This window comes from Rhodococcus sp. UYP9 (genome assembly GCF_040547235.1).
Taxonomy (GTDB): domain Bacteria; phylum Actinomycetota; class Actinomycetes; order Mycobacteriales; family Mycobacteriaceae; genus Rhodococcoides.
Genome location: NZ_JBEPPH010000002.1, coordinates 231498 through 256411 on the forward strand (window position 1 = coordinate 231498; position 24914 = coordinate 256411).

Here is a 24914-nt window from a genome sequence, read left to right on the forward strand (position 1 = left end):
GTTGCGATGAGTGAGCAGCCGTTGCTCGACATCAAGGACCTCGAGGTGTCGTTCCAGTCCAATTCCGGTGCGGTACCAGCTGTTCGCGGCGTCAGCCTGACGGTCTATCCGGGCCAGACGGTAGCGATCGTGGGCGAGTCCGGCAGTGGCAAATCCACGACCGCGCACGCGATCATCAATCTCCTCCCGGGCACCGGCAAGGTGACCGCGGGCGAGATCTGGTTCGACGGAAAGAATCTGACGAACGCGAAGGAGAAGGACTTCGTCGCGATCCGCGGAAGCCAGATCGGGTTGGTTCCGCAGGATCCGATGTCGAACCTGAACCCGGTGTGGAAAATTGGCTACCAGATCGAAGAAGCGTTGGCGGCCAATGGAATCGCCAAGGGGAAGGCCGCACGCGCCCGTGCCGTCGAACTCCTCGACGAGGCTGGGTTGACGGACTCGGAGAAGCGTGTCAATCAGTACCCGCACGAATTCTCCGGGGGTATGCGCCAGCGGGCGTTGATCGCAATCGGATTGTCCGCGCGACCCAAACTGTTGATCGCCGACGAGCCCACCTCCGCTCTCGATGTCACGGTCCAGCGTCAGATTCTCGATCACCTCGAGGGACTGACGAAGGAACTGGGCACAGCGGTACTGCTCATCACCCACGATCTCGGCCTCGCCGCTGAGCGGGCGTCGCATCTGGTCGTCATGAGCAAGGGCCGAATCGTGGAATCCGGTCCGGCGCTGGAAATTCTGCAGAATCCGCAGCATGCGTACACCCAGAAGTTGGTCGCCGCGGCGCCGTCGCTTGCGTCGCAACGGTTGAAGTCCTCGGTGGTGCGTGGTGACATCGTCGCGCATGCGAAGCAGGCTGCCGAGGAGGTCGTCGCCGAGAAGACTGCCCACGGTGAAGGCGACTTCGAACCGGCAAAAGATTGCGTCCTCGTGGTCGACAAGCTGACCAAGGAGTTCAAGCTTCGTGGTGGCAGTCCATTCAAGTCAACGGTGTTCACTGCCGTCAAGGACGTCTCGTTCACCGTGGCACGTGGCACGACGACCGCCATCGTCGGTGAATCGGGATCCGGTAAATCGACTGTGGCACAAATGGTTCTGGGTCTACTGGAACCGACGGCCGGATCCGTCCAGTTCGACGGACGTGACGTCGCGGGTTTGAACAACAAGGATGCCTTCGCGTTCCGGCGTCGTGTACAGCCGATCTTCCAGAACCCCTATGGGTCGCTGGATCCGATGTACTCGATCTACCGCACTATCGAAGAGCCGCTGCGGACCCACAAGGTCGGCAGCAAGAAGGAACGTGAGGCTCGGGTCCGTGACCTGTTGGACAAGGTGGCGTTGCCGACTTCGGTCATGCGCCGATTCCCGAACGAGCTTTCCGGCGGCCAGCGTCAACGCGTAGCCATTGCGCGCGCTCTGGCTCTCTCGCCGGAGATGGTGATCTGCGACGAGGCGGTCTCGGCTCTCGACGTTCTCGTGCAGGCGCAGATTCTGTCCTTGCTGAACGATCTGCAGGCTGAGCTCGGTCTGACCTACCTCTTCATCACGCACGATCTTGCCGTGGTGCGGCAGATCGCCGATGACGTGCTGGTCATGCGATCAGGAGAGATCGTCGAGGCGGCCACGACCGACGAGGTGTTCGACAACCCGCAGCAGGAGTACACACAGCGACTGCTGGCCGCCATTCCCGGTGGTTCGGTTCAGCTCGGCGTATAGCGATCGGCTGGGGCAGTCCGGCGAGTCTGCTCCAGCCTGCGAGGGGGTACCGTCGCCTATCGTGACGGACCCTCTCGCCCCGCTGCTCGAACTCCCCGGCGTCATCGACGCCGCCGAACGTGCCCGCGACGCACTCGGAGCAGTGCATCGGCACAAGACGAACCGTCGAGGCTGGCCTGCCACGGCGGCAGAAGCCGCAGTACGTGCAGCTCGATCTTCGTCCGCCCTCGAAGGCGGGTCGATGGACTTCCCACGCGAAGGTGAAGACGGCGACCCGATTCTGGCAGGCGCTTTGCGGGTAGGTGCAGCGCTCGACGGTGATGCGCTGTCGATCATGCTCTCGACATGGAAGAGCGCGCCGCTTCAGGCCCTCGCTCGACTCCATCTACTTGCTGCGGCGGACCTGGTCGAGGACCAGTCAGCACTCGGGCGACCACGTTCGGACGGCGGGATCGGTGAGCGTCTGGACTTTCTGGCCCAGCTGGTCACCGGTGGATCCTCCGCGCCGGCGCCGGTCATTGCGGCGATCGTGCACGGTGAGCTGTTGACGTTGAAGCCGTTCGAGTCGGCCGATGGTGTCGTCGCCCGGGCAGCGTCTCGGCTCGTGGCCGCGTCTTCGGGTTTGGATCCGCACAATCTCGGAGTACCCGAAGTGAGTTGGCTGCGCCGATCGCAGGCCTACCGAGACGGAGCGGCAGGGTTCGCTTCCGGTACTGCCACCGGTGTCGGCAGCTGGGTCATCCTCTGCTGCGGCGCACTCGAGGCCGGGGCGATGGAAGCGACGTCGATCGCCGAGGCTGCAGGCTCCGACAAGTAACCACCTGGCTGTGTCGGCACATCAAAAGGGCGGCGCCGCCGACCTGAGTCGACTTCGCCGCCCGTTAGCACGGACTGCCGGGTTACCAAGCGTGCATTGGTGGGCTGTCACGATCGCTAGGATCGCATGGCCTCGGCGATGGTCCGGTGAGGTAGGAGGTCATCCCTGCAACCCGTGCAGGGTTCTTGCTGCTACATCCCGAATCTCGCAGACCCACAGCGCTTTTGCCATGTCAGCGGCGAGCTCAGCGTGGGTGCCTGGTGTCCGTGCTGGGAATCGCGGTTGGGAGAGGGAACCTTCTCTTCCGGTTCGATCTTGGCCTTCCGTTCTTCCGTAAGTCCTTTGTACCCCGTGACGGCGCTCACAGCAAGGGGTGCGTCACGGTTTTCTTCTCAGCAATCCGTAGGTAACCGCTCCGGCCAGCAGCGCACTGAAAAAGACTGCGGCACTTGCCGCCACGGTTGTACCCGATGGTGCTTGGATACGTGATCGAAGTGAGACCGGATTGGAAAAAGTCAGAATCGGCCAACCAAGCGATGCGGCCTCCTTGCGAAGCGCACGGTCGGGATTGACGGCAGTCGGATTGCCGACGGCATGAAGCATGGGAAGGTCTGTGATCGAGTCCGAATACGCGAAACACCTTGACAGGTCGTAATTTCGGGACTCGGCGAGTGCGTTCATCGCTTCGACCTTGCCCTCACCGTAGCAGTAGAAGGCGACGGTTCCGTTGTATCGGCCGTCCTCGACCTCCATCTGAGTGGCGGTGCTGAAGTCTGCGCCGAGCGCTTCGGCGATCGGACCGACGATTTCCTCACCGGATGCCGAGACGATCACGACGTCGTGTCCGCGGAGTTTGTGATCTGCGATCAAGTCCGCTGCTTCGGCGAATACCAACGGATCCACTATGTCGTGCAACGTTTCTGCAACGATCGACCGAATTTGTTCGACGTCCCATCCGGCGGACATTGCAGCAATATGCGCTCGCATTCGCTCCATTTGGTCGTGATCGGCGCCGGATAGCAGAAACAAGAACTGTGCATAGCTGCTTTTGAGTACGGCCCGTCTGTTTATCAGCCCCTGATCGAAAAATGGTTTGCTGAAAGCGAGCGTGCTCGACTTGGCGATGATCGTCTTGTCCAGGTCGAAGAACGCGGCGATCTTTCCGTCTGGACGGGGGGATTCGGCGTGGTCGATACCGGTGCTGGTGGTCACGGACTTCACAATAGAGCGTTTGGATTTTTCGGCCATTTCCCGGTTTGTCTCACTGTGTAAGAACGAAGGTTGAACTTGCAAACACCGTCATCGCCAGGTGTAGTATCGACCTGTCCGGATTCGTCCGGGCAAGTTCAGCCCGACCCCCCGGGGCTGAACTCGACGACCCTCGCCTCCTCCCCCCTGGCGAGGGTCGTCCTCGTTGTAGGGGTATGCGTGAATTTGGTACGGATGTACACGATCTCGTCCACACGTTGCGAGTTATCCCCATTCGGCATGAACGCTGTTTTCTCCGAGCGCAATTCACTGCAGGCTCGCACCCATGGAATTCCAGGACATGTCGCCGATTCGGCGCCCGATCGTGTTGTCCACCGGCGATCCCGTACTGCGCGACGAAGTACTCAGGATCGCCGCGGCGGCCGAATGCACTGTGCTGGAAAGGAACTTACCAGTCGGTATTGCCGCGACAGTAACTCCGCCGAGCAGGATCGAGTGGGATGAAGCCGACGCAATACTCCTCGACGCCGCCCACGCTCGCGAGGCGTCGTCCCGAAGACTGCCCCGTCGCGACGCGATCTTCGTGTTGGGCCGAGGAGAACCCGGCGTCGACCAATGGCGTGCTGCCACTGCCGTCGGAGCATCACACGTTCTGGGACTTCCGCAAGACGAAGCGACGTTGATCGGGCTCCTCGGACGGGAACACGACCGGACCGAGGGCGGCGGCGGGGTCATCACCGTCGTCGGTGGCCGGGGCGGTGCTGGAACGTCGACGCTCGCCGTGGCGTTGGCCCTGTCGGCCTCCGCGGCAGGAGCGCGCACGCTGTTGGTCGACGGCGACAGCTACGGTCCAGGACTCGATCTCATGCTCGGCTGGGAGGATCAGCCGGGCCTGCGATGGCCCGGACTCGTCGTCGAGGCAGGCCGGATTTCCGGCGATGCCCTACACAGTGCGTTGCCGTCGAGCGGCTCGTTGGCCGTCCTCTCGGCCGGCCGCGCGGACTCGGGATCTTCGGGCCTGGATGTGACGGCATGTGCCGCGGTGGTCGACGCCGGACGCCGATCCGGAGATCTGGTCGTGTGCGACGTTCCCCGTCACCCAGGCCCACACACCGACGTCTTCCACGACGCCGCGGACCTGGTGGTGTTGGTCGTCCCCGCCGAGATCGGAGCCGTCGCTGGCGCCGAGAATCTCCTCGGCTACCTCCGCGGCCGCAATTCGAACGTCGGACTCGTCGTGCGGGGGCCCGCGCCCGGGGGATTGCGCGGCACCGACATCGCCGACGCCCTCCGATTGCCCCTGCTGGCTACGATGCGACCCGAGCCAGGCTTGGCGCAGCGTATCGAACGCGGGGGGCTAGGGCTCGGACGTCGATCGCCTCTGACCGATGCCGCGGAGTCGATTCTCGCGACGTTCGCGCGCAAGCCGGCGCCGAGGCGGTGGGCGGCATGAGCGCCGTCGTCACGCCGGAGTTGTTGGACCGCGTTCGCGACAGGCTCGTCCACACGACGGGTGAACCGACGCCCGCGTTGGTCGCTGCAGCCATCAGAATCGAAGCGGGCGGGGTATTGAGCGATACCGATCTCTTGGCGGCGCTCCGTGTCCTGCAGACCGAGCTGACCGGTGCAGGCCCGCTGGAGACGCTGCTACTCGATTCCAGGGTCGCCGACGTTCTGGTCACGGCACCGGACGAAGTATGGGTCGACCGCGGCGCGGGACTCGAGCGCACCGACATCCGTTTCGCCGACGAGGCCGCGGTACGACGCCTCGCGCAGCGACTGGCACTGTCCGCGGGCCGACGGCTCGACGACGCTCAACCGTGGGTCGACGGGCAGCTACCCGGAGTGGGCGACGGCACTTTCGGCGTCCGACTGCATGCGGTGCTGTCGCCCGTCGCGCGAGGCGGTACCTGTCTGTCGCTGCGCGTGTTGCGCCCGACCACCCAGGGGCTCGGAGCCTTGGCGGACCGTGGAGCGCTCGAGCCGAGTGCTCTCGCTCTGGTGAAGCGGATCATCGAGGCGCGCTTGGCATTTCTGGTCATCGGCGGAACCGGCGCAGGAAAGACTACGTTGTTGGCCGCCATGCTGGGCGAGGTCGCGCGCAGCGAGCGCATCGTGTGCGTCGAGGATGCTGCCGAGTTGGCGCCGTCGCATCCGCACGTCGTTCGAATGGTTGCTCGGGCGCCCAACGTCGAGGGCGTCGGCGAGGTCACCGTTCGGCAGCTTGTTCGTCAAGCGCTACGGATGCGGCCGGACCGGCTCGTTGTGGGAGAGGTTCGCGGCGCAGAAGTCGTCGACCTGCTCACCGCGCTCAACACCGGTCACGACGGCGGAGCGGGCACGATTCACGCCAACTCTCCCGCCGAGGTGCCCGCACGCCTGGAAGCTCTTGCCGCACTGGGTGGTTTGGATCGTGCGGCTTTGCACAGTCAACTCGCGGCCGCGGTACAGGTGGTCTTGCATGTGCATCGCTCGTTCGATGGCCGGCGTCGGTTGCGTGAAATTGCCGTGGTCGTTCCCGATGATTCCGGTCGCGTGCAGATGGTGTCCGCGTGGAGTGTGGACGGCGATGTACACCGCGGCCGAGAACGGCTGGATGCACTCCTCGAGCAACGGTTGGCGCGGTTGTGACCGCGCTGGGTGTTCTATCTTGTGCCGCGGCACTTCTGGTGCTACCGCGTCCACGTGTGCGAGTGCCGTCGTTGCTGCGTGGCAAAGTCGCTCGTGCCGATCGAACGCGCTCTCGGGCACTGGGTCTCACGTCGGTGGTAGTGGTGGGGTTGGCCCTTGCCGTGGTGGCGGGTGGCCTGCATGCGCTCTGTGCCGCCATCATCGTCGGTGCAACGGTGGTCCGTCGGAGAAAGAAAGCTCAGCGGCGGAGATCGCATCGCGGTGAGCTCGACTCGCTCATCGCTGGACTCGACGTCGTCATCGGTGAGCTCCGAGTCGGCTCGCATCCGGCGTTGGCCTGCGCGAGTGCTGCTGCCGATTGCAGTGGAAGCGTGGCTGTCGCGTTCGGCACCGCGGCGGGGCGTGCGCGGCTGGGTGGTGATGCGTGTGCGGGCTTGCTCGTCGCGGATTCGCCGGTGCACGTGGAACTCTCGCGATTGTCCGCAGCCTGGCACATCGCGGACACCCGCGGATTGGGGCTTGCCGACCTGCTCGGGGCAGCGCGGCAGGACCTGTTGGGTAGGAGTCGGTTTCGCGATCGAACCGAGGCGAGCCTGGCCGGTGCCCGGGCGACGGGAACAGTGTTGTCGGGTTTGCCGGTCCTCGGGGTCATCCTTGGTCAATTCATGGGGGCGTCCCCGATCGGTGTGCTGTTCGGCGGCGGCCTGGGCGGAGTCCTTCTGGTGCTCGGCTCGATGTTGGCGTGCGCCGGGCTGATGTGGACCGATGCGATCACCGAAAAGGTGTGCCGTTGATGTGGGTGGCGGCGGTGTGCGCGGCGGCGTCACTCGCCGTGATCCCAACAGCTCCCTCGTACGTCTCTCGTATCGCGCCCAAGGATCCTTTCGACGAGAAGAGCGGAGACGACGCCGACATTGCCGATCCACATTCGGTTGCGACCACGTTCGATCTGCTGGCTGCATGTTTGCGCGGCGGACTTCCGGTGGGCATCGCAGCCGCTGCGGTTTCCGAGTCGACGAACGAGCCCTTCGCCGAGGCATTGCGCACCACCGCAGACTTACTCGCGCTGGGCGCGGACCCCGCTGCCGCGTGGGAGCCCGTAGCCGCCAGGCCCGACATCGAATCCCTCGCGCGAATGGCGCGGCGATCGGCAAGATCGGGAGCCTCGTTGGCACAGGGGATTTCCGAGCTCGCCGAGGCGCGGCGTGCACAGACCGAGGACTCGTCGGCAGCCGCAGCCGAGCGCGCAGGGGTGTTGATCAGTGGGCCGCTCGGCCTGTGCTTTCTGCCGGCGTTCGTGTGCCTCGGGATCGTTCCCGTCGTCATCGGACTCGCCGGGAACGTACTGGGTGGGGGACTGCTGTGAGCACACGAGGGTCGCTGTGACGAGACACAGAGGATTCCGAGGCGGAACCGCCGTCTCGGAGGTCGAGGGAGGGAATAGGCATGGTGCACAGGATGGTTCGAGAGCTTCAGGTGAGATTGATCTTGGCCGCGGCGGACGACGATGGAATGTCGACAGCCGAGTACGCAATCGGCACGATCGCCGCTGCGGCGTTCGGGGCGATTCTCTACACAGTGGTGACCGGCGATTCGATCGTGAGTTCGTTGACCGGAATCATCGACCGAGCCCTCAAGACAGCTGTGTAGCCGACGACGGCGCCGTGACGGTGGAGGCGGCTATCGCCATCGCGTCCATCGTTGCGGTCGTCGTGACATGCATCGGGGCGATACTTGCTGTGTCGATGTATGTCCGGTGTGTGGATGCGGCGCGGGAAGCAGCGCGATTGGCGGCCAGGGGTGATGCGGTATCGGTTGCCCAGTCGGTGGCGCCGAGTGGGGCGCAGATCACCGTCACCGAGCACGATGGGTTCGTGACAGCCCGCGTGCAGTCCGACACGCCGTTGCCGGGTTTGACTGTCAGTGCCGAAGCTGTCGCCGCGATCGAACCGGACACTGCGGAATGACGGTGTCCAGTGAGGAAGGCAGTGTGACGGTTCTTGCTGCAGCTGCACTGGCCGCATTGCTGGTGGTCGTGGTGGCGATCGTTCACGTCGGCTCGGCGGTCGGTGCCCGGCATCAGGCCCAGTCGGCTGCGGACCTGTCGGCTCTCGCGGCCGCCGGGGAATTGAACCGAGGCGTCGGGGATGCGTGTGCGACGGCGCGGGAGATCGTAAGCCGCTCGAAGGGTGAGGTGACGGAGTGCGTCGTAGAGGGTTGGGACGTCGTGGTCACCGTGACGATCACTCTGCCGCTCGGGCGATTCGGGATCGCCGACGCGGTCGCGTCGGCGCGGGCGGGGCCGGCGTGAAGTGTCGATGGGGTCGGAGGGTCCCGATGATTCCGGTCGTGTGCAGATGGCGTCCACGTGGAGTGTGGACGGTGTTGTGCACCGCGGTCGGAGCCCAGCCGGACGTGGCCGAGAAGGCAGCCCGACGAGCAGAGGAAGCGAATCGTGAAATGTGGGCTCTACCGAACTGAGTCGAAGGTCATCGATTCCGGCCGAGTGGATCCTGCTCGAGATTTTGGAAGTAGGTGTCGTCGTCCTCGACGGGCTGCGGATGGTGCGCTGGTATGACAGCGGAGCTGGTATGTACGAACGAGGTGATTGCGTGGACGTCGGGATCGTTGAGCATTTCTCGCATCGCTTCGTCCACCTGCGGCTGCTTGTCCAGGAGCGCCGCTCGGTACGCGGCCAGGATGATGTGTGCGTCCGGATGATGCAGTGCGACAAGCCGATTCTCGGCGTCGACCTCGACAGCGATGCCGCCGGCCCGTCCCACACCGCGGATCGCGGAGACAACTGCCTGTGCACGTTGAACTTTGATGCCCAGCTCGTCGAATGCGCTGTTGGGCATCGTCACGGGGGGTCCTTTCGATGCTGAGTGCAGGTCGGCCAAGGGTCCCGGCGAACGTGCTATGTTCCGGCCATATTCGCCTGCGGCAGTCGGCATCCCGTGTTCGCGGAGATGACGGCGCCCCTGGTGCCGATGAAGATGGACGTGCCCTCCGGGCTGTAGAAGCGAACCTCGTGATTGTCCGGGTCGTCGTGAAAGGTTTGCACCTTGGTTGCGCCTACAGCCGTAGCGAGGGTCGACGCGTGCTCGAGCACCTGCGGCCACACCGCATCCGGAATCGGCCCCACCGACACATAGTTTTTCAATTGGACATCGTCGCCGTCGGTATCGCTGAACGGCCGGCTGCAGCTGCCGGCGCTCCTCTGTCGTATCCAGGTCCACCCCATGTCGGGCACGAGGGTGTCGATGAAGGCCGCGAGCTGCTCGACGGCGTTCTGCATCTGCACCTCGGTTTCTTCGAGCGACGGGAGAGTCGCCAGAATCGCTGCTGCATCTGCCGTCTCGGCCGGGCTCGGCTTTTCGTAGGGATTATCGAGCACGTCGGATCCGCATCCTGTCAGGGTAAAGACTATGGCGACGGCTACCGTCGTCATCCACCGTCGCGATCGTGTGTCGGTAGTTCGTGTCTCGCGCATCAGCGCACCGCATCCATGAGTTGGGTCAATACATCGCGTCCGCCGGTCTGGATGGCCGAGTCGCCGATGACGAGTTGGCCGGGCACATCCGCCAGGCCGGCGATCACGACGGCCGTGTTGTAGCCGGACGTGCGCAATTCACCGTCGTCGCCCGACCTCGGATACTCGCTGTGCCCCGTCGCAGCCTGGCGCGCCACCCCGTCGGCGGTCGTCTCGGCGTCGGTGTCCAGGTGGGTGAATTCAGACATGTAGCCGGGACTCCAGCCGAATCGGTTCAAGTGCGCGACGGGATCGTCGTGCGCGGTCATCTCGTACGCGTGCCCCGGTTCGATGTTGAGCTTGTCGAGACTGCTGTCTACGAAGTCATGGCCGGTGCCCAGGCCGGGTGACCCGTAGACAATCACGTCGTCGACGATTCCCGCAGGAGTTTGTTGCAAGGCAAGTCCTGTGGTCAGAGAGCCGTACGAATGCCCCACTGCGGTCAGGTGCGGGTCGCCGTCGTGGTTCGAGGCGTCGATGCCTTCGTAGAATTGCGACAGGTTCGGCGCAGCGGCCTGCGCGTTCCATTCCTCCGACACCTGTATCAGCCCACCGAGACTTTCCTCGGAGGTGTAGTCCTCTTTGTCGAGTTGCGGTGCGTCGTAACCGATCCACGCAACGGTCGACACCGTCTCACCCGCGTGCCCGGGCATGTTGTCGAGTTGCTTCTCGGCGGTCAGCTTGATTTGCTCGCCCTCATCGGTCATGGCCCCGATCGCACCACCGACGGTGGTGCCCAGTCCCGGTGTGGTGACGGATACGTGATCCGCGGTGTCCGGGTTACCGACAGCCACCGCCGCATGGGTTTGCACACCCGACTGGGTGTCGAGGAGCAGCAACATCCGGTCCGGGTTGTTGGCGATGGTGTCCAGGACGGCCTGTAGATCCACGAGCCGATCCGACACGGCCGGGTCGCGGGCCTCGGCGCGAGACAACTCGTCGTCGAGTTTGATTCGGTTGTAGTGGTCACGATCGGTGACCGGGAGACCGTCGCTGTTGCCGATGTAGTTGTCGTGAGCGAACAGCGCGTCCTTGTCGGCCGGGGACAACGTGGACCACAACTCGCTCAAGTGGGCAGGGTCCGACGGCAGCGAGGTCTTGCCATTGACGATGTCCGATACGGCCGGGCTGATCGTCGCGGCCTCCGGCGAGTTCGAGACGGCGTCGAGCTGGTGCTGCGCTACTCGAATAGCCTGCGTCGCTTGCACTTCACCGTCGCCGAACTGTGCGAGGAGCGCCTTGATGCGCACCTCGATGGCGTCGGCCTGCGCGTCGAGTTGACTCTGCAGGAGCATCGCGATGACCACACCGCCGCCGACCGGGACCGTCGGCGCTGTCACTGAGCCGTCATCGGCAACCGTCATACCGGCACCGGGCACCTCGAAGTCGACGATGGCCAGCAGCGATGCGCGGATGCCGTCGAGTACTGACCCGTGGGATGCGTGCGCCTCGGCGATGGCTATGACGGCCGTGTCGATGTGGGAGGAGGCAAGGCTTTCCGACAGACTGCGCGCCGACGCGGCGGCTGCCGCATCTCCCTGCCACCTGTCCATCGCGGAGTCGACCGCACGATCCATCCGGTGCACCTGGTCGGTGAACGTACTGTTCGACGCCAGCAGAGACGTGGCGTAATCCGTCATCGACCTCGGCTGACAACCCCGCACGTGGGAGATCGTGGTCACCGCGGGGCCGCGCGGTCGTAGCGGAGCAACTGAGAACGAAACGTCCGGTCGACGTCCTCGTAGCTTGTTGCGTTCCACTTGCACGCTGCCGACATCTCGTTGACGTTGTTGCCGATGCGTGTGTAGGCGTCGGCCGTGGTCTTGGTGCTCTGCTCCGAGGCTGGGGCGATCGGCGAGCCCGGCATCGCGATAGTCGCGGTGACGCTGATTCCGTTGATCGTGATCGCCGTATCGGCGAGTGTTCTACTGAGTGCTCGAAGCTCTTCGACATCGACTGCCAGCAGTTCGCCCACTTCTCGCCCCCCAGCGGAATTGAATGACCTCAACCTGACAGCAGCGCCAAATTCGCCAGAAGGCTAACACGTACGCATTTGCCACGATCCAGCAATGTCCGACCTTCACTCCGTAGTCAGTGCGTTGGCCCAGACGCGCCGGTCGACGCTTCGACTCTCTATCGACACTGCTGCGATACTGGAATTACTCAGTCATCGAGAACGCTTCCGGCAGATGAGACGCGGCCAAAGATGAGCACTCGCAAAAGGCACCGGCGTCCACTCCTTGTTGTCGCGGACATCAACATCGGCGCCGGCTGCCAAAAGTTTTTCTACATCAGCTGGCCGGTCTGACGCTGCTCTATGCGGGGATCAGCCCGCGCAAGCCGGCCTCGAGCGGAAAGCGCCGAGCAGGCAGCCCCTACATGTCTGTATCTCATGCACCCGCCGCGAAGGTTCTTCAGTGGGTGCTTTCGGTGGCTGGATGCCTCCTTCGCTATGTGCCCGGCGACGACGCCTGGCTTGACTCGGTTCCCTTCGTGATCTAACCGATCGTGGGCAGTCTCGAACAGTGAGACTGAACCTTCATGATGTGTGACAGCAGTCATAATGAGACGCACGGAACAGTGAATGCTGTCGTTCCACGGTTCGGCGCTGTACCGACTCGGCGCCGGCTGATACCGCCCAAGACTCTGTGGCCGCAAGCGCGGCCAGCTGAGCATCGTATCGAAGTGAGGATGAACGGATGAACAGAGAAAGGGGGCAACGCCAGCAATGACCAAGGTTGTGTTCAAAAAAATTGGCGAGCTGATTGCTGTGCTGTTCGTCGTCAGCCTCGGCACGTTCGGACTTGTGTCGCTGATACCCGGTGACCCGTCGGTGGCGGCGCTAGGCGAGGGACGTACCCCTGAGGAGTACGCCCAGGCGCGTCTCGATATGGGCTTGGACGATCCGTTCTTGAGCCGCTACTGGGATTGGCTCACGTCCGCTCTGCAGGGCGATCTGGGCCGTTCGCTGGTTCCGCCGCAGTCGGACGTGATGGAGCGCATCGTCGCAGCGCTGCCGGTGAGTGTGCAGTTGGCTGTCATGGGGATGGTTATCGCACTGGTGGTATCGATTCCGTTGGCAATGTGGTCCGCGCGCCACAGCGGCGGCCTGGTCGACCGTGTCATCAGTGCCACCACATTCGGCGTCTTGTCGATCCCATCGTTCCTGTCCGGCCTGCTGCTGATCATGCTGTTCGTCAACACCCTCGGCTGGTTCCCGCGCTCCCAGTGGGTGCGTGTGTCCGAGGGGGGACTTGCCGACAACCTGTACCACGCGATCCTGCCGGCGGTCACGATCAGCCTCCTGGAAATGGCGATGTTCCTGCGCATCTTGCGCAGCGACCTGATCACGACCCTGCAAGAGAACTTCATCCTGGTATCCAAGGCGAAGGGCACCTCGAACCTGAGGTTGCTGATCTCCGATGCGTTCCGTCCCTCCTCGTTCTCCCTGATCACGATGCTCGGCCTGGTGCTGGGCTCGATGATCGGCTCCACCGTCATCATCGAGACGCTGTTCTCGCTGCCGGGGATGGGTTCGCTGATCGTGCGCGCCGCCCAGCAGGGCGATATGCCGATGGTGCAGGGAGCGGTACTGGTGATCGCGTTCATCTACGTGGTGGCCAACGGCATCATCGATATCTCCTATGGATATCTCGACCCGAGGAGCCGACGAGCCCATGTCTAATATCTCCCACCCCGACCTCAACGACCCCGATCAGGCCATCCCCGCGATGGCACAGGGTGCCGCGGTGATCGTCGCCGATCCGGTAGTGAAGGACCCCGCTGTCACGGCCGCCGCCGACGGCAAAGACGGACGTCGAAACCTGTACGTACGCGGCGGAATTCTGCTGGCAATCGGGGTGATCGCGTTCGGTTTCGCGCTGGGCGCGGGCCCGGTCGTGATGGCTGTGCGCATCGTGGTCGGCATCATCGGCCTGATGGGTATCTACATGGGCTTCCGTCGGATCGGGCTGGCCCGTTTCGGCCCGGACTTCGATCTGACGTTCGTGATCTCATGCGTGTGGCTGGCGTTGATCATCGGCGTAGCAATCATCGCGCCGCTGTTGCCGTTTGCTGAGCACGAGGACACCAGCAAGACTCTCGGATCCAAGGGTTACGCCCCGCCGGATCTGTTCTCCGGCCACCCGCTGGGGACGAACAACTTCGGCCTGGACCTGTTTGCGAGGTCCATCTACGGTGCACGGTCCTCCCTCGTGGTCGCGGTCGGCGCTGTGCTGATCGGCATCATTATCGGTGGCGCGATCGGCATCCTCGCCGGCTACTTCGGCGGGAAAGTCGACTCGATCGTCGGGATCTTGACGAACTCGCTGCTCGCAGTACCCGCATTGATCCTGCTGATCGCGTTGGCGTCGGTGCTCAAACCGAACCTGCGCAACATCGCGTTGGCACTGGCGGTGCTTGCGGTGCCGTCGATGATTCGAATAGCGCGGGCGAACACGTTGACATTCGCCCAACGTGAATTCGTCCTCGCGGCCCGCGCGATGGGCGCGAGCCGCTGGCGGGTGATGGTTCGCGAGCTGGCGCCGAACGTGGCGCTGCCGCTGGCCTCGCTCGGCATGGTGATGATCTCGGTGATGATTGTCGCCGAGGCATCGCTGAGCTTCTTGGGCCTCGGCATCCAGCCGCCGATCCCGACGTGGGGAAACATGATCGCCGAGGGCCAGGGCGGGGTGTTCGAGAAGCACGCGTTCGTCGTACTGGTCCCGGGCATGTTCCTGTTCTTGACAGTGTTCTCGTTCAACATTGTCGGCGAAAAGGCGCAGAAGGCCACCGGCGGCTCACGCCAGGCAAAGCTGTGACGGCGAGAGCGGACAGTGTCCGTATCGCCTCAGTCCTGGCCCTACATGGCAAAGCGGGAGTTCACCGATGAATAAGCACGAAAAGCCTGGCATGGGCGCTACGACGGCAGCCGCCGGAACGCCGGACCATGCGGCGGCGGGACCGCTGCTGACAGTGGAGAATGTGTCCACGCACTTTCGCACCAAGCGGGGCCAGTTGCGCGCCGTCGACCGTGTGAGCTTGACCCTCGCCGCGGGCGAGACCCTGGGCCTGGTCGGCGAGTCCGGTTCCGGAAAATCGGTGCTCGGGCAGACCATCATGGGCCTGGTCTCCAACGGTGGCGCGACCACCGTCGCCGGCGAGATTCGGTTTCAGGGCCGCGATATGCAGGCGCTTACCCGCAAGGAACAGCAGGGGCTGTGGGGCAAGGACATCGCGATGGTGTTCCAGGACCCGATGACGGCGCTCAACCCGTTCAAGCACATCGGCACGCACCTTACCGAGTCGATCCGAGCCCATCTGGGCCTGGACAAGAAGCAGGCCCGAGAGCGGGCGATCGAGTTGCTGCGTAAGGTGCGGATTCCCGAGCCGACTCGACGGGTGGACCAATACCCACATGAGCTCTCGGGAGGTATGCGCCAGCGTGTAGTCATTGCGATGGCGCTAGCGTGCGACCCCATCCTGACCATCGCTGACGAGCCGACGACGGCGCTCGATGTGACGGTGCAAAAGCAAATTCTCGAGTTGCTCGACTCGCTCCGCAAGGAAACGGGGATGGCCGGGATCTTGATCAGCCACGACCTGGGCGTCGTCGCAGGCCAGACGGACCGCGTCGCCGTAATGTACGCGGGCCGAATAGTGGAGACCGCGCCGACACGGCAGTTGTTCGCGCAGCCGCGTCACCCGTACACCGAGGCGCTGCTGTCGGCGATCCCGCGAATCGAGGATGCGCCGCACACTGTCCTCGAGGCCATCGAAGGCGGGTTGCCGGATATGACGAAGCCAGTTGAGGGGTGTTCATTCGCGACTCGCTGCCGGTACGCACAGGAGAAGTGCCTTACGGTGCCGCCGGAACTGGTCGCCACTGCAGACTCTGCAGCGGCGGTGCATCCGCACGAGGCCGCATGTCATTTCCCCGTCGGTACAGCCGAGGGTGCAGCGGCGTTGGCCGCCAACGAGAAGGCCGGGCGCACCGCGGCCGGACGCAAGCTGGACTTGGAGACTGTGTAATGGCTGGCAGCGGTACCGCACACATGCGCGAAGACGAGAAGCGGGTCTTGACCGTCGAGAACCTGTTGGTCGAATTCCCCGCAGGCAAACAGACCGTGCACGCGGTCTCCGGCATCAGCTTCGACCTCGTCCCAGGGGAGACACTGGGCATCGTCGGGGAGTCGGGCTGCGGGAAGTCCACCGCCGGGCGCGCTGTCCTACAGTTGCCCAAGCCCACGTCCGGCACCGTGACGCTCGATGACATGGTCCTCGGTGACATGTCCGCGTCGAGTCTGCGGATCACCCGCAACCAGATGCAGATGATCATGCAGGACCCGATCTCATCGCTGAACCCGCGCCGCAAGGTCAAGCATCTTGTCACCGAGGGACCTCGCATCTGGGGGACCAAAAACAAGGCCAAGCTCGAAACCATGACCCGTGAGCTGCTCAGCGCAGTGGGCCTGGATCCGGATGCGGTGATGGAGAAGACGGCGGGCGAACTGTCGGGCGGCCAATGCCAGCGTGTGTGTATCGCACGCGCTTTGATGCTTCGGCCGAAGCTGCTGATCTGTGACGAACCGGTCTCGAGCCTCGACGTGTCGGTGCAGGCACAGATATTGAACCTTCTGGAGAAAACCAAGAAGGAATTCGAGTTCTCGATGATCTTCATCGCCCACAACATGGCCGTGGTGAAGAACATCAGCGACCGGATCATGGTGATGTACCTCGGTAAGGTCTGCGAGGTCGCGCCGACCGACAATGTTCAGAACACCGGGATGCATCCCTACACCCGACTGCTGCTCGACTCGATTCCGGATCCGAACCGATCGCGGGATGGGGAGGACGAGATCGAGATCATCGAGGGCGACCTGCCCTCCCCCCTGAACCCACCGTCGGGTTGCCGTTTTCGGACCCGTTGCCCACTCGCGACCGAGCAGTGCGCAGCCGAAGAGCCACTGTTACGGGAGGTCGGCAAGGACCACTTCGTGGCCTGCCACAACGTGTAATCCCAGCTTTTACCCGCCCCCTCGCGGCGAACTGTCCCAGAGGGTCGTTGTCTGGCGTTCTCATCCGTCGAACCGCACGCACATACAAGGAACCCACATGATTCCCATGTTTTATGGACACCGGATGACCGGCCGCTCCGGCCGTATGGCAGCCGCGCTGGTCGGAGTCGGCGTCGTACTCGCAGCGTGCTCGAGCGGTGCCAACGGGGAGGGTTCCCAGTCCGGCAGCGACACGTACGAGACCGGCCTGGTGAACGTCCAATCCGAAGGTGGCGATCCGGTCGCCGGTGGCACCCTCACCTACGGTGTACAACTTCTCACTCCGACGCTGGACCCTCTCCGAGCCACAGCCCGCGGTGGCCAGGGTGGCGAGGCACTCGCCGCTGTGTACGACGTGCTCATGAAGTACGACATCGAGTCCGGGGAGTTCTCACCCCAGCTCGCCGAATCATTGCAAAGCACAGACGACACGACATGGACTCTGCGTCTACGTGAGGGAGTGCGCTTCAGTGACGGCACGCCGTTGGATGCTGCAGCGGTCGTCGCGAGCATCGAGCGCTACAACGCCGGCGGTGGCAATGGTGCAGATCTATGGAAGCAGTCGGTGAAATCGACCGAGGCGCAAGACAGTTCCACTGTGATCTTCCGTCTCGCAAATTCATGGCCCAGGTTTCCGTCGATGCTGGCGTTGGGCCACGGCATGATCGTCGCCCCAGGTGCACAGCAAGGTGAGAAGTTCACTCCGGTTGGGGCCGGTCCCTTCACAGAGGCAGGTTTTCTCCCCGGAGAGGAACGCACGTTCACCGCGAACCCCGACTACTACGGCGGGCCACCGAATTTGGCCAGTCTGCGTATGGTGGCGTTGAACGGCCCACAAGAGAACTTCGAGTCACTGGAAGCGGGCCAACTCGACGTTGCCTACATTCGCGGCCTGGGATCGGCAATCAACGCTGCGAAAGATGCCGGCTACCCCGGATTCGTCGATGTCCTCAATGCCGGCGGAGCCGAGCTGATCAACAATCGCGAAGGTCGTCCAGGCACAGACGTCCGGGTACGACAAGCGATCTCGTATGCCATTGACCCCGACCTCATCGATCAGCGCGCTGAAGAAGGCCAGGGCCTTCCCGGATCCGAGTTGTTCGGACAGACGTCGCAATGGCATACCGATGTTGCCGGCCCTGTCTACGATCCGGCCAAGGCCACCGAGTTGCTGAACCAGGCAAAGGCCGACGGTTATGACGGGCGTCTGAAGTACACCGTTCTCAACGAGCCCAAGGATCAAGCGATCGGCCTTGCGGTGCAGTCGTTGCTGCAAGCCGTCGGTTTTACAGTGGACATCGTCTACGCCAACAACGCTGGGGATCTACTGAACAGCGTCTATGTCAAACATGAATTCGATCTGGCTCATGCCGGGATCGGTCTTTACGAGTCGATTCCAGACGCGGGTTTGCAGTCCGTTCTCTCCAGCACATCGTTGAGGAACACAGCCGGGTATGCCAATCCGGAGATGGACGGCTTGTTGAAGGAGCTCCAGGCGGCCCCCGACGATGATGCTGCGCGCGATGTGATCGCTCGAGTCCAGAGCCTCTGGAACGACACTGTGCCGTCGGTTCCCATCAGCGGGCTTGCCGCGTTTTGGGCGTGGCAGAAGGACGTGCACGAAGTCGTGCCCACTGCCACTGGCATCATGTTGTTCGACAAAGCATGGGTCGAGTCCTGAACGCGCAGTTCGGAATTCCGGGGAAAGGCAAGCACGCCAACGAGGTGTAGCTCCCGAGATGGTTGTGGATGATGTGACGAAGGCGAGGGCCTCTCGGTATCGGTGTGCGTACCACGCACCCTGATAACCGAGAGGCCCTCGCTGTTTGCCGCTGATGCCCTGCCCGCGGCGTAGAGATGGGCCGACCTCAACAGGACCAGCGGCCCGCAACGTATCTCATACCACCTGCGACTGCCGCGCCACCCCGACTGTGGTGGAACCCGCGGACTCGACTCGGACGCCGACAAGGACGAAGGAATCGTTTCGGCTGGGTTGCATTAATGGACCAAGCCGCAGGCGCCCACTCTCGGCGGGCGTACTCGGAGATTCTTTCCGGCGAGCACACACCAGATCATGTTGTCGCTCTGGGCTATTCGACGAGACGCTCAGTCCGTGACGTGAAGCAAGAAGACTGGCCCGCCTACGCCGTCGAACAGTGGGGACAGCAAACTGCCCGGTACGACAACTGGCGTTGACGTACCGGGCAGGCGGCGTTCTATATGCAGTTTTCTAGGTCATGCCACCTTACTGTTCAGGTGACACGGTCGAGCGGCGACTACTCGATCCAGGCCTTGTCCAGAAGCACCATCGCGTCCAGGCTCGGCACTGCGCCGTGCACGTTGTCGGTCCACGCCAAGAAGTTGGCACCGGAGGCAAGGGCCAGGAACGGCACGTTCTCGTTGACCTCCACCTGTAGGTTGCTCAAAGCCTCGAGCTTCGCCTCGTCATTGGTTGCGGTTTGGACACTGGCGACGATCTCGTCCATCTTCGGGTCGTTGACCCCGCCGATGTTGTTCGTCGATGTGGAGTTCAACGCCCCGTACAGGCGCTGGAACGGTGCCGTGTCCTGGATGCTCAGCGCGCCGGTGGCGATGTCGAAGTCCTTGTCGATGTACAGGCGTTTGACGATGTCCGTGACCGATGCCGCGTACTCGATGTCGACGTTGATACCGATCGGTGCCAGCATCGCCTGGATTGTCAGTGCGGTGGCCTGGGCCGCCTGCGTCTGGGGGGTGAAGTAGGTCATGTTGCCGCTGAAGCCGTCTGCCTTCGCGGCCTCGACTAGAGCCTTGGCCTCTTCCGTATTCATCTCCACGGGCGCAATATCATTGTGCCACTTGGACCAAGGCTGGAAAATCTCGGTGCCGGGCATGCCCTTGCCGCCACGTGCACGCTGATCGATTGCCACGGGGTCGACGGCCAGTTGCATCGCCTTCCGTACCCGCACGTCGGCGGCGGGACGGCCTTCACGCTGGTTGATACTGACCACCGCAGAGAGACTGCTCGTCTCGTAGTAACCCGGAAGGTTGGCTGATGCCTCGTCGACGACTGCGGCGTCGCGTAGGTATGCCATATTGAGGCCGCCCGAGTTGAGGGCGTCGACCTTGGGCTGTTCGTCGCTGATCGTGACGAACTTCAGTGTGTCCAGGTTCGGCTTGCCGTTGAAGTAGTCCGGCCGGGCCTTCATCACAACGTCTGCGCCGGGGGTCAGGCTCTCCAATGTGAAAGCACCTGCGCCGATCGGCTTGAAAGTGCCGTCGGGCTGATCCGAGCTAGGTGCGACGACCATGCCGTGGCCGTAGACGAGAAGCGACGGGAACTCGGACCACGACTGATTCATGGTGTAGACCACGGTGGAGTCGTTGGTGGCCTCCATGGACTTCACGCCGGCGGTGAATGCCTGACTGCCGCCGCCCTTCCGTTCGTTGAAGCGATTGGTGCTGGCGATTACGGCCTTGGCATCGAGTGGCGTGCCGTCACTGAAGGTGACGCCGTCGCGCAACTCCAGGGTCCACGTCTTGAAGTCGTCGCTCGAGGTGAGCGCTTTCGCCAGTTGCGGCTCGTAGGAATCGGAGGCGGAGTCGTAGCGTACGAGGAGATCGTAGACCGCTGCCATCTCGGTGCCACCGGTTGAGCCAGTGGGCTGGGTCTTGGCAGGGTCGAGGCTCGCCACCGGTGAATAGCCGGCGAAGCTCAACGTGCCACCCTCCACGGGGGTGCCGCCCTCGGCCTGATCCCCGATCACACCGACAGCGCCTGGGTCGGTCTGTGGGCTGGAACTGCTACCACCACCGCTCGCACAGCCCGCCAACAGTAGGCCGCTGGTCAAGACGGCAAAAGCCACCGCGCCGCGCCTGCGTTGCCTTGAAAGTGTCACCTAAGAACCTCCTGGATTGTGTCGAGACGAACGGTCTCGGTGGAACATGTCGCGCTCGCCATAGGCGAACCACCATATGACTTGAATCACGGTAATAAGACCACAGTCTCTGTCACTGGGACGAAGGCTTTCGAAAGTCGCTAGCACCACTCCCTGGATCGCGGACACCGACCCGGCGGCGCCGCTGTAGAGGCTGGAGGAGGATGCCTTTGGCCTCGATTCTTCTTACTGCTGATGCGTCCGCCTGGTTGGGCGCACGCCGATGGAGATCGGATGGCCCCTGCCCGTCGTGATCGAAGTAGTTCCGGCGGCGCTGTTGATTCTGACCGCCTCCCCCCCCCCCCCCGCATGAACTCCCAAGTAGTCGATCGGCACTTTGAATAGGCGCGTGCCGGACACTCGGCGTTCACCGCAGCTTTGTCGATTGGTGACGAAAGCCGTGCACGATATTCAACATGTATAGCCACGTTGGTGAAAGACTAGGCATATCCGCATTGGTCGAGGACGGAGACCTGTATCTGAAGGTGGGGGACACCCAGGTCGAGATCGCGGCGATCTGGCTGCGGGACAGTTGCCCGTGTCCGGAAAGTCGCGCCGATAACGGACAGAAGTTGTTCAACATCGTCGACCTGCCTGCGGATACTCGGGTGGAGCGTGCTCGGGTCGTGGGCCGCAGTCTCGAGGTCGAGTTCGCTCCGGACGGTCACCGGGGGGTGTTCGATGTCGAGGCCCTGATCACGGCCGACGTGCCTCCCGGTTTGGCTGACGCGCGAAACGAGGAGGCAAAGCGCTTGTGGCGCTTGGCCGCAGAAGTATCTCCGGTGTGGAATGACTGGACTGACTACCTCGCTGATCCAGCACCCGCATTGCGTGCCTTGGTCGACGATGGTTTTGCTCTGGTACACGGTGTACCAACCGATTTGGGTCAGGTTGTGGCTGTCGCTGAGACCTTCGGCTTCGTCCGTGAGACCAACTACGGGACAATCTTCGACGTCCGCGTCGAGGAAAATCCCGTCAACCTCGCGTTCACCGGACTCGCGATCAGTCCGCACACCGACAATCCGTACCGGGATCCGGTGCCCACTCTCCAGTTGCTGCATTGCATTCACAACGAGACCACCGGCGGTGAATCCGGCCTCGTCGACGGATTTGCCGCTGCGAAGATGTTGCGTGAGAACAATCCTCGTGCGTTCGACGTTCTGACCCGCACGCCGGTGACCTTCCGCTTCGACAGCACCGACGCGCACCTGAGTGCGACCATGCCGATGATCGGTCTCGACCAGTCCGGCAGGGTGCGCGAGATCCGCTTCAACAACCGCTCGATGGTTGCGCCGCGTCTGGAATCGAGCCTGGCCCGCGAGTTCTACAGCGCCTACCGTACCTTCGCCGAACTGCTGTACCACCCCGAGGCTCAGCTCAACTTCCAGCTCGACGCCGGAGATTGCCTGATCTTCGACAACACACGACTTTTGCACGCCCGTACCGCATTTGCCGCGACCGGCGGACGCCATCTCCAGGGAACCTACGCAGACCTGGACGGGTTGCTCAGCACCCTGCAAGCCTTCGAGGAGAACTGATGACGCACGCGTACGACACCCTGACCAAGCTGTTCGACGGTGAAGGTGGGCAGGAGTACCTCGGTGAGCAAGTATCGATGGCGCAGCACATGCTCCAGACCGGACGAGCTGCTCGCGAAGCCGGCGCTCCCACGGTACTTGTAGTGGCGGCGGTACTGCACGACGTCGGCCATTTCTCCGGTGCGATCAGTGGACGAGACCTCATGTCGGGCAACGATAACCATCACGACGCCGTCGCCTCCGAGTGGCTGTCGACATGGTTCGCTCCTGAGGTGACCGAACCGGTTCGTCTCCACGTCGCCGCCAAACGCTACCTGTGTGCCACTGATCCGGCCTATTACGACAAGCTCTCCGACGCTTCGAAATTCACCATGTCCGTACAAGGCGGATCGATGACTGACGAGGAGGTGGCGGCGTTCGCAGCCGAACCCTTCGCGGAGGCTGCTTGCCAACTGCGCAAGTTCGACGACCTCGGCAAGGATCCGGACGCACCCGTAGTCACGCTAGCCGACTTCCGGGCCGACATCGACGCGCTGGACTGCACCCTTCAGGAGTAGTGACAGCAGTCTCCACAGCACGAAGGATCCGTTACCCGAATCGAACTCGGGCAACGGATCCTTGTGTCAGTCGATTACCGGGCTAGGTGTCGCGCCGCGAACCGACCCGACTGGTCCCTCCGGCGGCCAGTGAATTACGGACCACGAACGCAACGGATTCAGCGGCGTACAGGTCGATCGAGCACTCGAGGACCTCGCCGAGCGGGTTCGTCGTCCGCCTGATCGTGCGCAGCAGCGGCGCTCCGGGCGAAAGGCCGAGCAATTCGGCCTCTCCGGAAGTTGCTGCAACCGCGGCGATTGCATGTTCCGCATCGGCGAACACGATGCCGTGATCACCCAGGCGATCGGTGATCGACTGGGTGTCGAGGTCGATCGCTGCGATCAACGGCGCGAGGGACTCCGGGTAGTAGGTGCTCTCGAGCATGGTCGGCACGTCACTCAGCAGCCGAAGGCGATGGGTGTGAAAAACGTTCGCGCCCTCGGGAACTCCGAGCTTGTCCGCAACAAAGCCGGACGCCGGCACTGCTCCGACGCTCAGTGTTCGGCTACTCGGTGTCTCACCGAGGCTGCGCGCCCAGAGGGAGAAGCTGACCAGCTCGCTCATCGACTGTACGCGCGGGCCGCTCCGGATTTGTCTGCGCGCACCGCGGCGCGACGACACGACACCGGTGGATCGCAAGAATGCGAAGGCCTGCCGGATCGTCCCACGCGAAACTCCGTACGTCACCGTCAATTCGTTCTCCGAGGGCATTGTCGATCCGTCGGCGAAGTCCCCGCGTTCGATTGCAGTCTGGATATCCGTGGCAATCGAGCGGTAGAGCGGCAGGCTGTCGTCGCCCTTGGTCATCGTCACACCGTACCGATCATTCGGCTGGCGCCAGTAGTACCGGGCGGTTGAGCAGCGACACTCGGACCCGTGATCCGGGCGTCAACATTGCCGCGCGATGGCTTGCGACGTCAGCGAGTAGCACCTTTCCGGTCGAGTGAGTCAACCGCAGTCGCGTCGTCGCGCCGTAGAAGGTTGCTGTCGTGATGATCGTGTCGCCGCCGGGAGCCTCGTCGACCAATACAGCCTCGGGACGCGTCAGCACGGTGACGGGGCCTATGCCAGGCCATTCGCCGTCACAGGTCAGGGTTTGTTCACCCACCTGCACCGTGCCTCGTTCGACGGCAACGCCGGGGATGTGATTCATCGTGCCGACGAACTCGGCTACGAACGGCGTCGACGGGCGCTGGTAGACCTCGTTGGGCGGCGCGCACTGCTCGAGCTTGCCGGCACGCATGACCGCGACGCGGTCGGCGATTGCCAGAGCTTCCTCCTGGTCGTGGGTGACCAGGAGAGTGGTCACGCGCAGGTCCAGCTGGATGCGGCGGATCTCCTCGCGCAGTTGGTAGCGGACCTTGGCGTCGAGCGCGGACAGCGGCTCGTCGAGCAGGAGGACACGCGGTGAGATCGCGAGGGCGCGCGCCAGCGCGACTCGCTGCTGCTGCCCGCCCGACATCTGGTGCGGATACTTGTGCATGTGGTCGGCGAGACCTACCAGGTCGAGGAGCTCGCGGGCGCGGGCCAATCGGCCTTTGCCACGTTCGCTGCGCCCGCGCAGGCTGAGCCCGAATGCGACATTGTCCTGGGCGGTCATGGTGGGAAAGAGGCTGTAGGACTGGAAGACCATGCCCATGTCCCGGCGATTGACCGGGAGAGCGGACGCGTCGACGCCGTCGACGAGGACCTGTCCGCCGTCGGGTCGGTCGAAGCCGGCAAGGATGCGCAGCGCGGTCGTCTTGCCGCAGCCCGACGGCCCGAGCAGCGCCACCAGTTCGCCCGGCTCGAGGTTGAGATCGAGTCCGTCGAGCGCATTGACGCTGCCGAAGGCGCGGCGCACGCCGACGAAGCTGACGGCTGTGCCCTCGGTCGCGAGGAGAGCGTGGGGGTTCGTCATTA

General features: G+C 63.5%; 24 protein-coding genes. 16 read left to right on the plus strand and 8 right to left on the minus strand.

All coding sequences use genetic code 11. The features are described from left to right. Window positions 1-6: 6 nt before the first annotated feature. Complete coding sequence (locus ABIB36_RS07410) at window positions 7-1716, plus strand: dipeptide ABC transporter ATP-binding protein (protein ID WP_354559966.1); 1710 nt, start codon at window positions 7-9, stop codon at window positions 1714-1716. 61 nt (window positions 1717-1777) lie between these two features. Then, window positions 1778-2533 (plus strand): Fic family protein, encoded by a 756-nt coding sequence (locus ABIB36_RS07415; RefSeq protein ID WP_084345622.1) that lies wholly within the window; start codon window positions 1778-1780, stop codon window positions 2531-2533. A 378-nt stretch (window positions 2534-2911) separates the two neighbouring features. On the opposite strand, the gene ABIB36_RS07420 is transcribed toward ABIB36_RS07415, so the two are convergent. Then, a complete protein-coding gene (locus tag ABIB36_RS07420) occupies window positions 2912-3745 on the minus strand; it encodes an HAD family hydrolase (RefSeq protein ID WP_354559964.1) in 834 nt (277 codons plus the stop codon). A 322-nt stretch (window positions 3746-4067) separates the two neighbouring features. On the opposite strand from ABIB36_RS07420, the gene ssd reads away from it, so the two are divergent. The 7 genes from ssd (at window position 4068) to ABIB36_RS07455 (ending at window position 8684) form a co-directional block, all read left to right on the plus strand. After that, the gene (gene ssd, locus ABIB36_RS07425; protein ID WP_354559962.1) at window positions 4068-5195 is read left to right on the plus strand and encodes a septum site-determining protein Ssd; all 1128 of its coding nucleotides are present in this window, start codon (window positions 4068-4070) and stop codon (window positions 5193-5195) included. Further along, on the plus strand, window positions 5192-6373 hold the full coding sequence (locus ABIB36_RS07430) for a TadA family conjugal transfer-associated ATPase (RefSeq protein WP_179142182.1): 1182 nt from the start codon (window positions 5192-5194) through the stop codon (window positions 6371-6373). Before ssd ends, ABIB36_RS07430 begins: the two co-directional genes overlap by 4 nt. Further along, window positions 6370-7167 (plus strand): type II secretion system F family protein, encoded by a 798-nt coding sequence (locus ABIB36_RS07435; RefSeq protein ID WP_084345618.1) that lies wholly within the window; start codon window positions 6370-6372, stop codon window positions 7165-7167. Before ABIB36_RS07430 ends, ABIB36_RS07435 begins: the two co-directional genes overlap by 4 nt. Beyond that, on the plus strand, window positions 7167-7739 hold the full coding sequence (locus tag ABIB36_RS07440) for a type II secretion system F family protein (RefSeq protein WP_143542054.1): 573 nt from the start codon (window positions 7167-7169) through the stop codon (window positions 7737-7739). Before ABIB36_RS07435 ends, ABIB36_RS07440 begins: the two co-directional genes overlap by 1 nt. Before the next feature lie 80 nt (window positions 7740-7819). Beyond that, entirely contained in the window at window positions 7820-8023 is a 204-nt protein-coding gene (locus ABIB36_RS07445; protein ID WP_084345616.1) for a DUF4244 domain-containing protein, read from the plus strand. Between the two features lie 20 nt (window positions 8024-8043). Next, entirely contained in the window at window positions 8044-8340 is a 297-nt protein-coding gene (locus tag ABIB36_RS07450) for a TadE family type IV pilus minor pilin (protein ID WP_084345903.1), read from the plus strand. Next, window positions 8337-8684 carry an Rv3654c family TadE-like protein gene (locus tag ABIB36_RS07455; protein WP_084345615.1) on the plus strand — a complete coding sequence of 116 codons (348 nt, stop codon included), beginning with the start codon at window positions 8337-8339 and terminating at the stop codon, window positions 8682-8684. The genes ABIB36_RS07450 and ABIB36_RS07455 overlap by 4 nt, the downstream gene beginning before the upstream one ends. Before the next feature lie 178 nt (window positions 8685-8862). Here the strand turns inward: ABIB36_RS07455 and ABIB36_RS07460 are convergent, their stop codons facing one another. From ABIB36_RS07460 to ABIB36_RS07475, 4 genes are read right to left on the minus strand one after another with little or no spacing between them, the layout of a single operon-like run. After that, a complete protein-coding gene (locus ABIB36_RS07460) occupies window positions 8863-9231 on the minus strand; it encodes a hypothetical protein (RefSeq protein ID WP_084345614.1) in 369 nt (122 codons plus the stop codon). A 59-nt stretch (window positions 9232-9290) separates the two neighbouring features. After that, window positions 9291-9866, minus strand: a complete 576-nt coding sequence (locus ABIB36_RS07465; protein WP_354559959.1) for an LppA family lipoprotein — start codon at window positions 9864-9866, stop codon at window positions 9291-9293. Next, window positions 9866-11545, minus strand: coding sequence for an alpha/beta hydrolase (locus ABIB36_RS07470; RefSeq protein ID WP_354559957.1), 1680 nt, complete (start codon window positions 11543-11545; stop codon window positions 9866-9868). Before ABIB36_RS07470 ends, ABIB36_RS07465 begins: the two co-directional genes overlap by 1 nt. Before the next feature lie 38 nt (window positions 11546-11583). After that, window positions 11584-11880: a hypothetical protein gene (locus ABIB36_RS07475; RefSeq protein ID WP_084345611.1), complete on the minus strand. Its 297-nt coding sequence runs from the start codon at window positions 11878-11880 to the stop codon at window positions 11584-11586. Window positions 11881-12633: 753 nt separating this feature from the next. Here ABIB36_RS07475 and ABIB36_RS07480 point away from each other — a divergent pair. From ABIB36_RS07480 to ABIB36_RS07500, 5 genes are all read left to right on the plus strand, one after another. Continuing rightward, window positions 12634-13590: an ABC transporter permease gene (locus ABIB36_RS07480; RefSeq protein WP_084345610.1), complete on the plus strand. Its 957-nt coding sequence runs from the start codon at window positions 12634-12636 to the stop codon at window positions 13588-13590. Then, window positions 13583-14725 carry an ABC transporter permease gene (locus tag ABIB36_RS07485; protein WP_256895487.1) on the plus strand — a complete coding sequence of 381 codons (1143 nt, stop codon included), beginning with the start codon at window positions 13583-13585 and terminating at the stop codon, window positions 14723-14725. The genes ABIB36_RS07480 and ABIB36_RS07485 overlap by 8 nt, the downstream gene beginning before the upstream one ends. Before the next feature lie 91 nt (window positions 14726-14816). Next, window positions 14817-15935 carry an ABC transporter ATP-binding protein gene (locus ABIB36_RS07490; RefSeq protein WP_354560218.1) on the plus strand — a complete coding sequence of 373 codons (1119 nt, stop codon included), beginning with the start codon at window positions 14817-14819 and terminating at the stop codon, window positions 15933-15935. Next, on the plus strand, window positions 15935-16921 hold the full coding sequence (locus ABIB36_RS07495; protein WP_084345608.1) for an ABC transporter ATP-binding protein: 987 nt from the start codon (window positions 15935-15937) through the stop codon (window positions 16919-16921). Before ABIB36_RS07490 ends, ABIB36_RS07495 begins: the two co-directional genes overlap by 1 nt. 97 nt (window positions 16922-17018) lie before the next feature. After that, a complete protein-coding gene (locus ABIB36_RS07500; RefSeq protein ID WP_354559954.1) occupies window positions 17019-18641 on the plus strand; it encodes an ABC transporter substrate-binding protein in 1623 nt (540 codons plus the stop codon). 595 nt (window positions 18642-19236) lie between these two features. Here ABIB36_RS07500 and ABIB36_RS07505 read toward each other — a convergent pair. Beyond that, complete coding sequence (locus tag ABIB36_RS07505) at window positions 19237-20838, minus strand: ABC transporter substrate-binding protein (protein ID WP_084345607.1); 1602 nt, start codon at window positions 20836-20838, stop codon at window positions 19237-19239. Between the two features lie 455 nt (window positions 20839-21293). On the opposite strand from ABIB36_RS07505, the gene tmpA reads away from it, so the two are divergent. Together tmpA and ABIB36_RS07515 are read left to right on the plus strand one after the other, a co-directional pair. Continuing rightward, window positions 21294-22415 (plus strand): 2-trimethylaminoethylphosphonate dioxygenase, encoded by a 1122-nt coding sequence (gene tmpA, locus ABIB36_RS07510; protein WP_354559951.1) that lies wholly within the window; start codon window positions 21294-21296, stop codon window positions 22413-22415. Further along, the gene (locus ABIB36_RS07515; RefSeq protein WP_143542051.1) at window positions 22415-22972 is read left to right on the plus strand and encodes an HD domain-containing protein; all 558 of its coding nucleotides are present in this window, start codon (window positions 22415-22417) and stop codon (window positions 22970-22972) included. Before tmpA ends, ABIB36_RS07515 begins: the two co-directional genes overlap by 1 nt. Window positions 22973-23054: 82 nt before the next feature. Here the strand turns inward: ABIB36_RS07515 and ABIB36_RS07520 are convergent, their stop codons facing one another. Both ABIB36_RS07520 and ABIB36_RS07525 read right to left on the minus strand, forming a co-directional pair. Further along, window positions 23055-23819, minus strand: coding sequence for a GntR family transcriptional regulator (locus tag ABIB36_RS07520; protein ID WP_354559948.1), 765 nt, complete (start codon window positions 23817-23819; stop codon window positions 23055-23057). 16 nt (window positions 23820-23835) lie between these two features. Continuing rightward, a complete protein-coding gene (locus ABIB36_RS07525; RefSeq protein ID WP_218775707.1) occupies window positions 23836-24912 on the minus strand; it encodes an ABC transporter ATP-binding protein in 1077 nt (358 codons plus the stop codon). Between the last annotated feature and the right edge of the window lie 2 nt (window positions 24913-24914).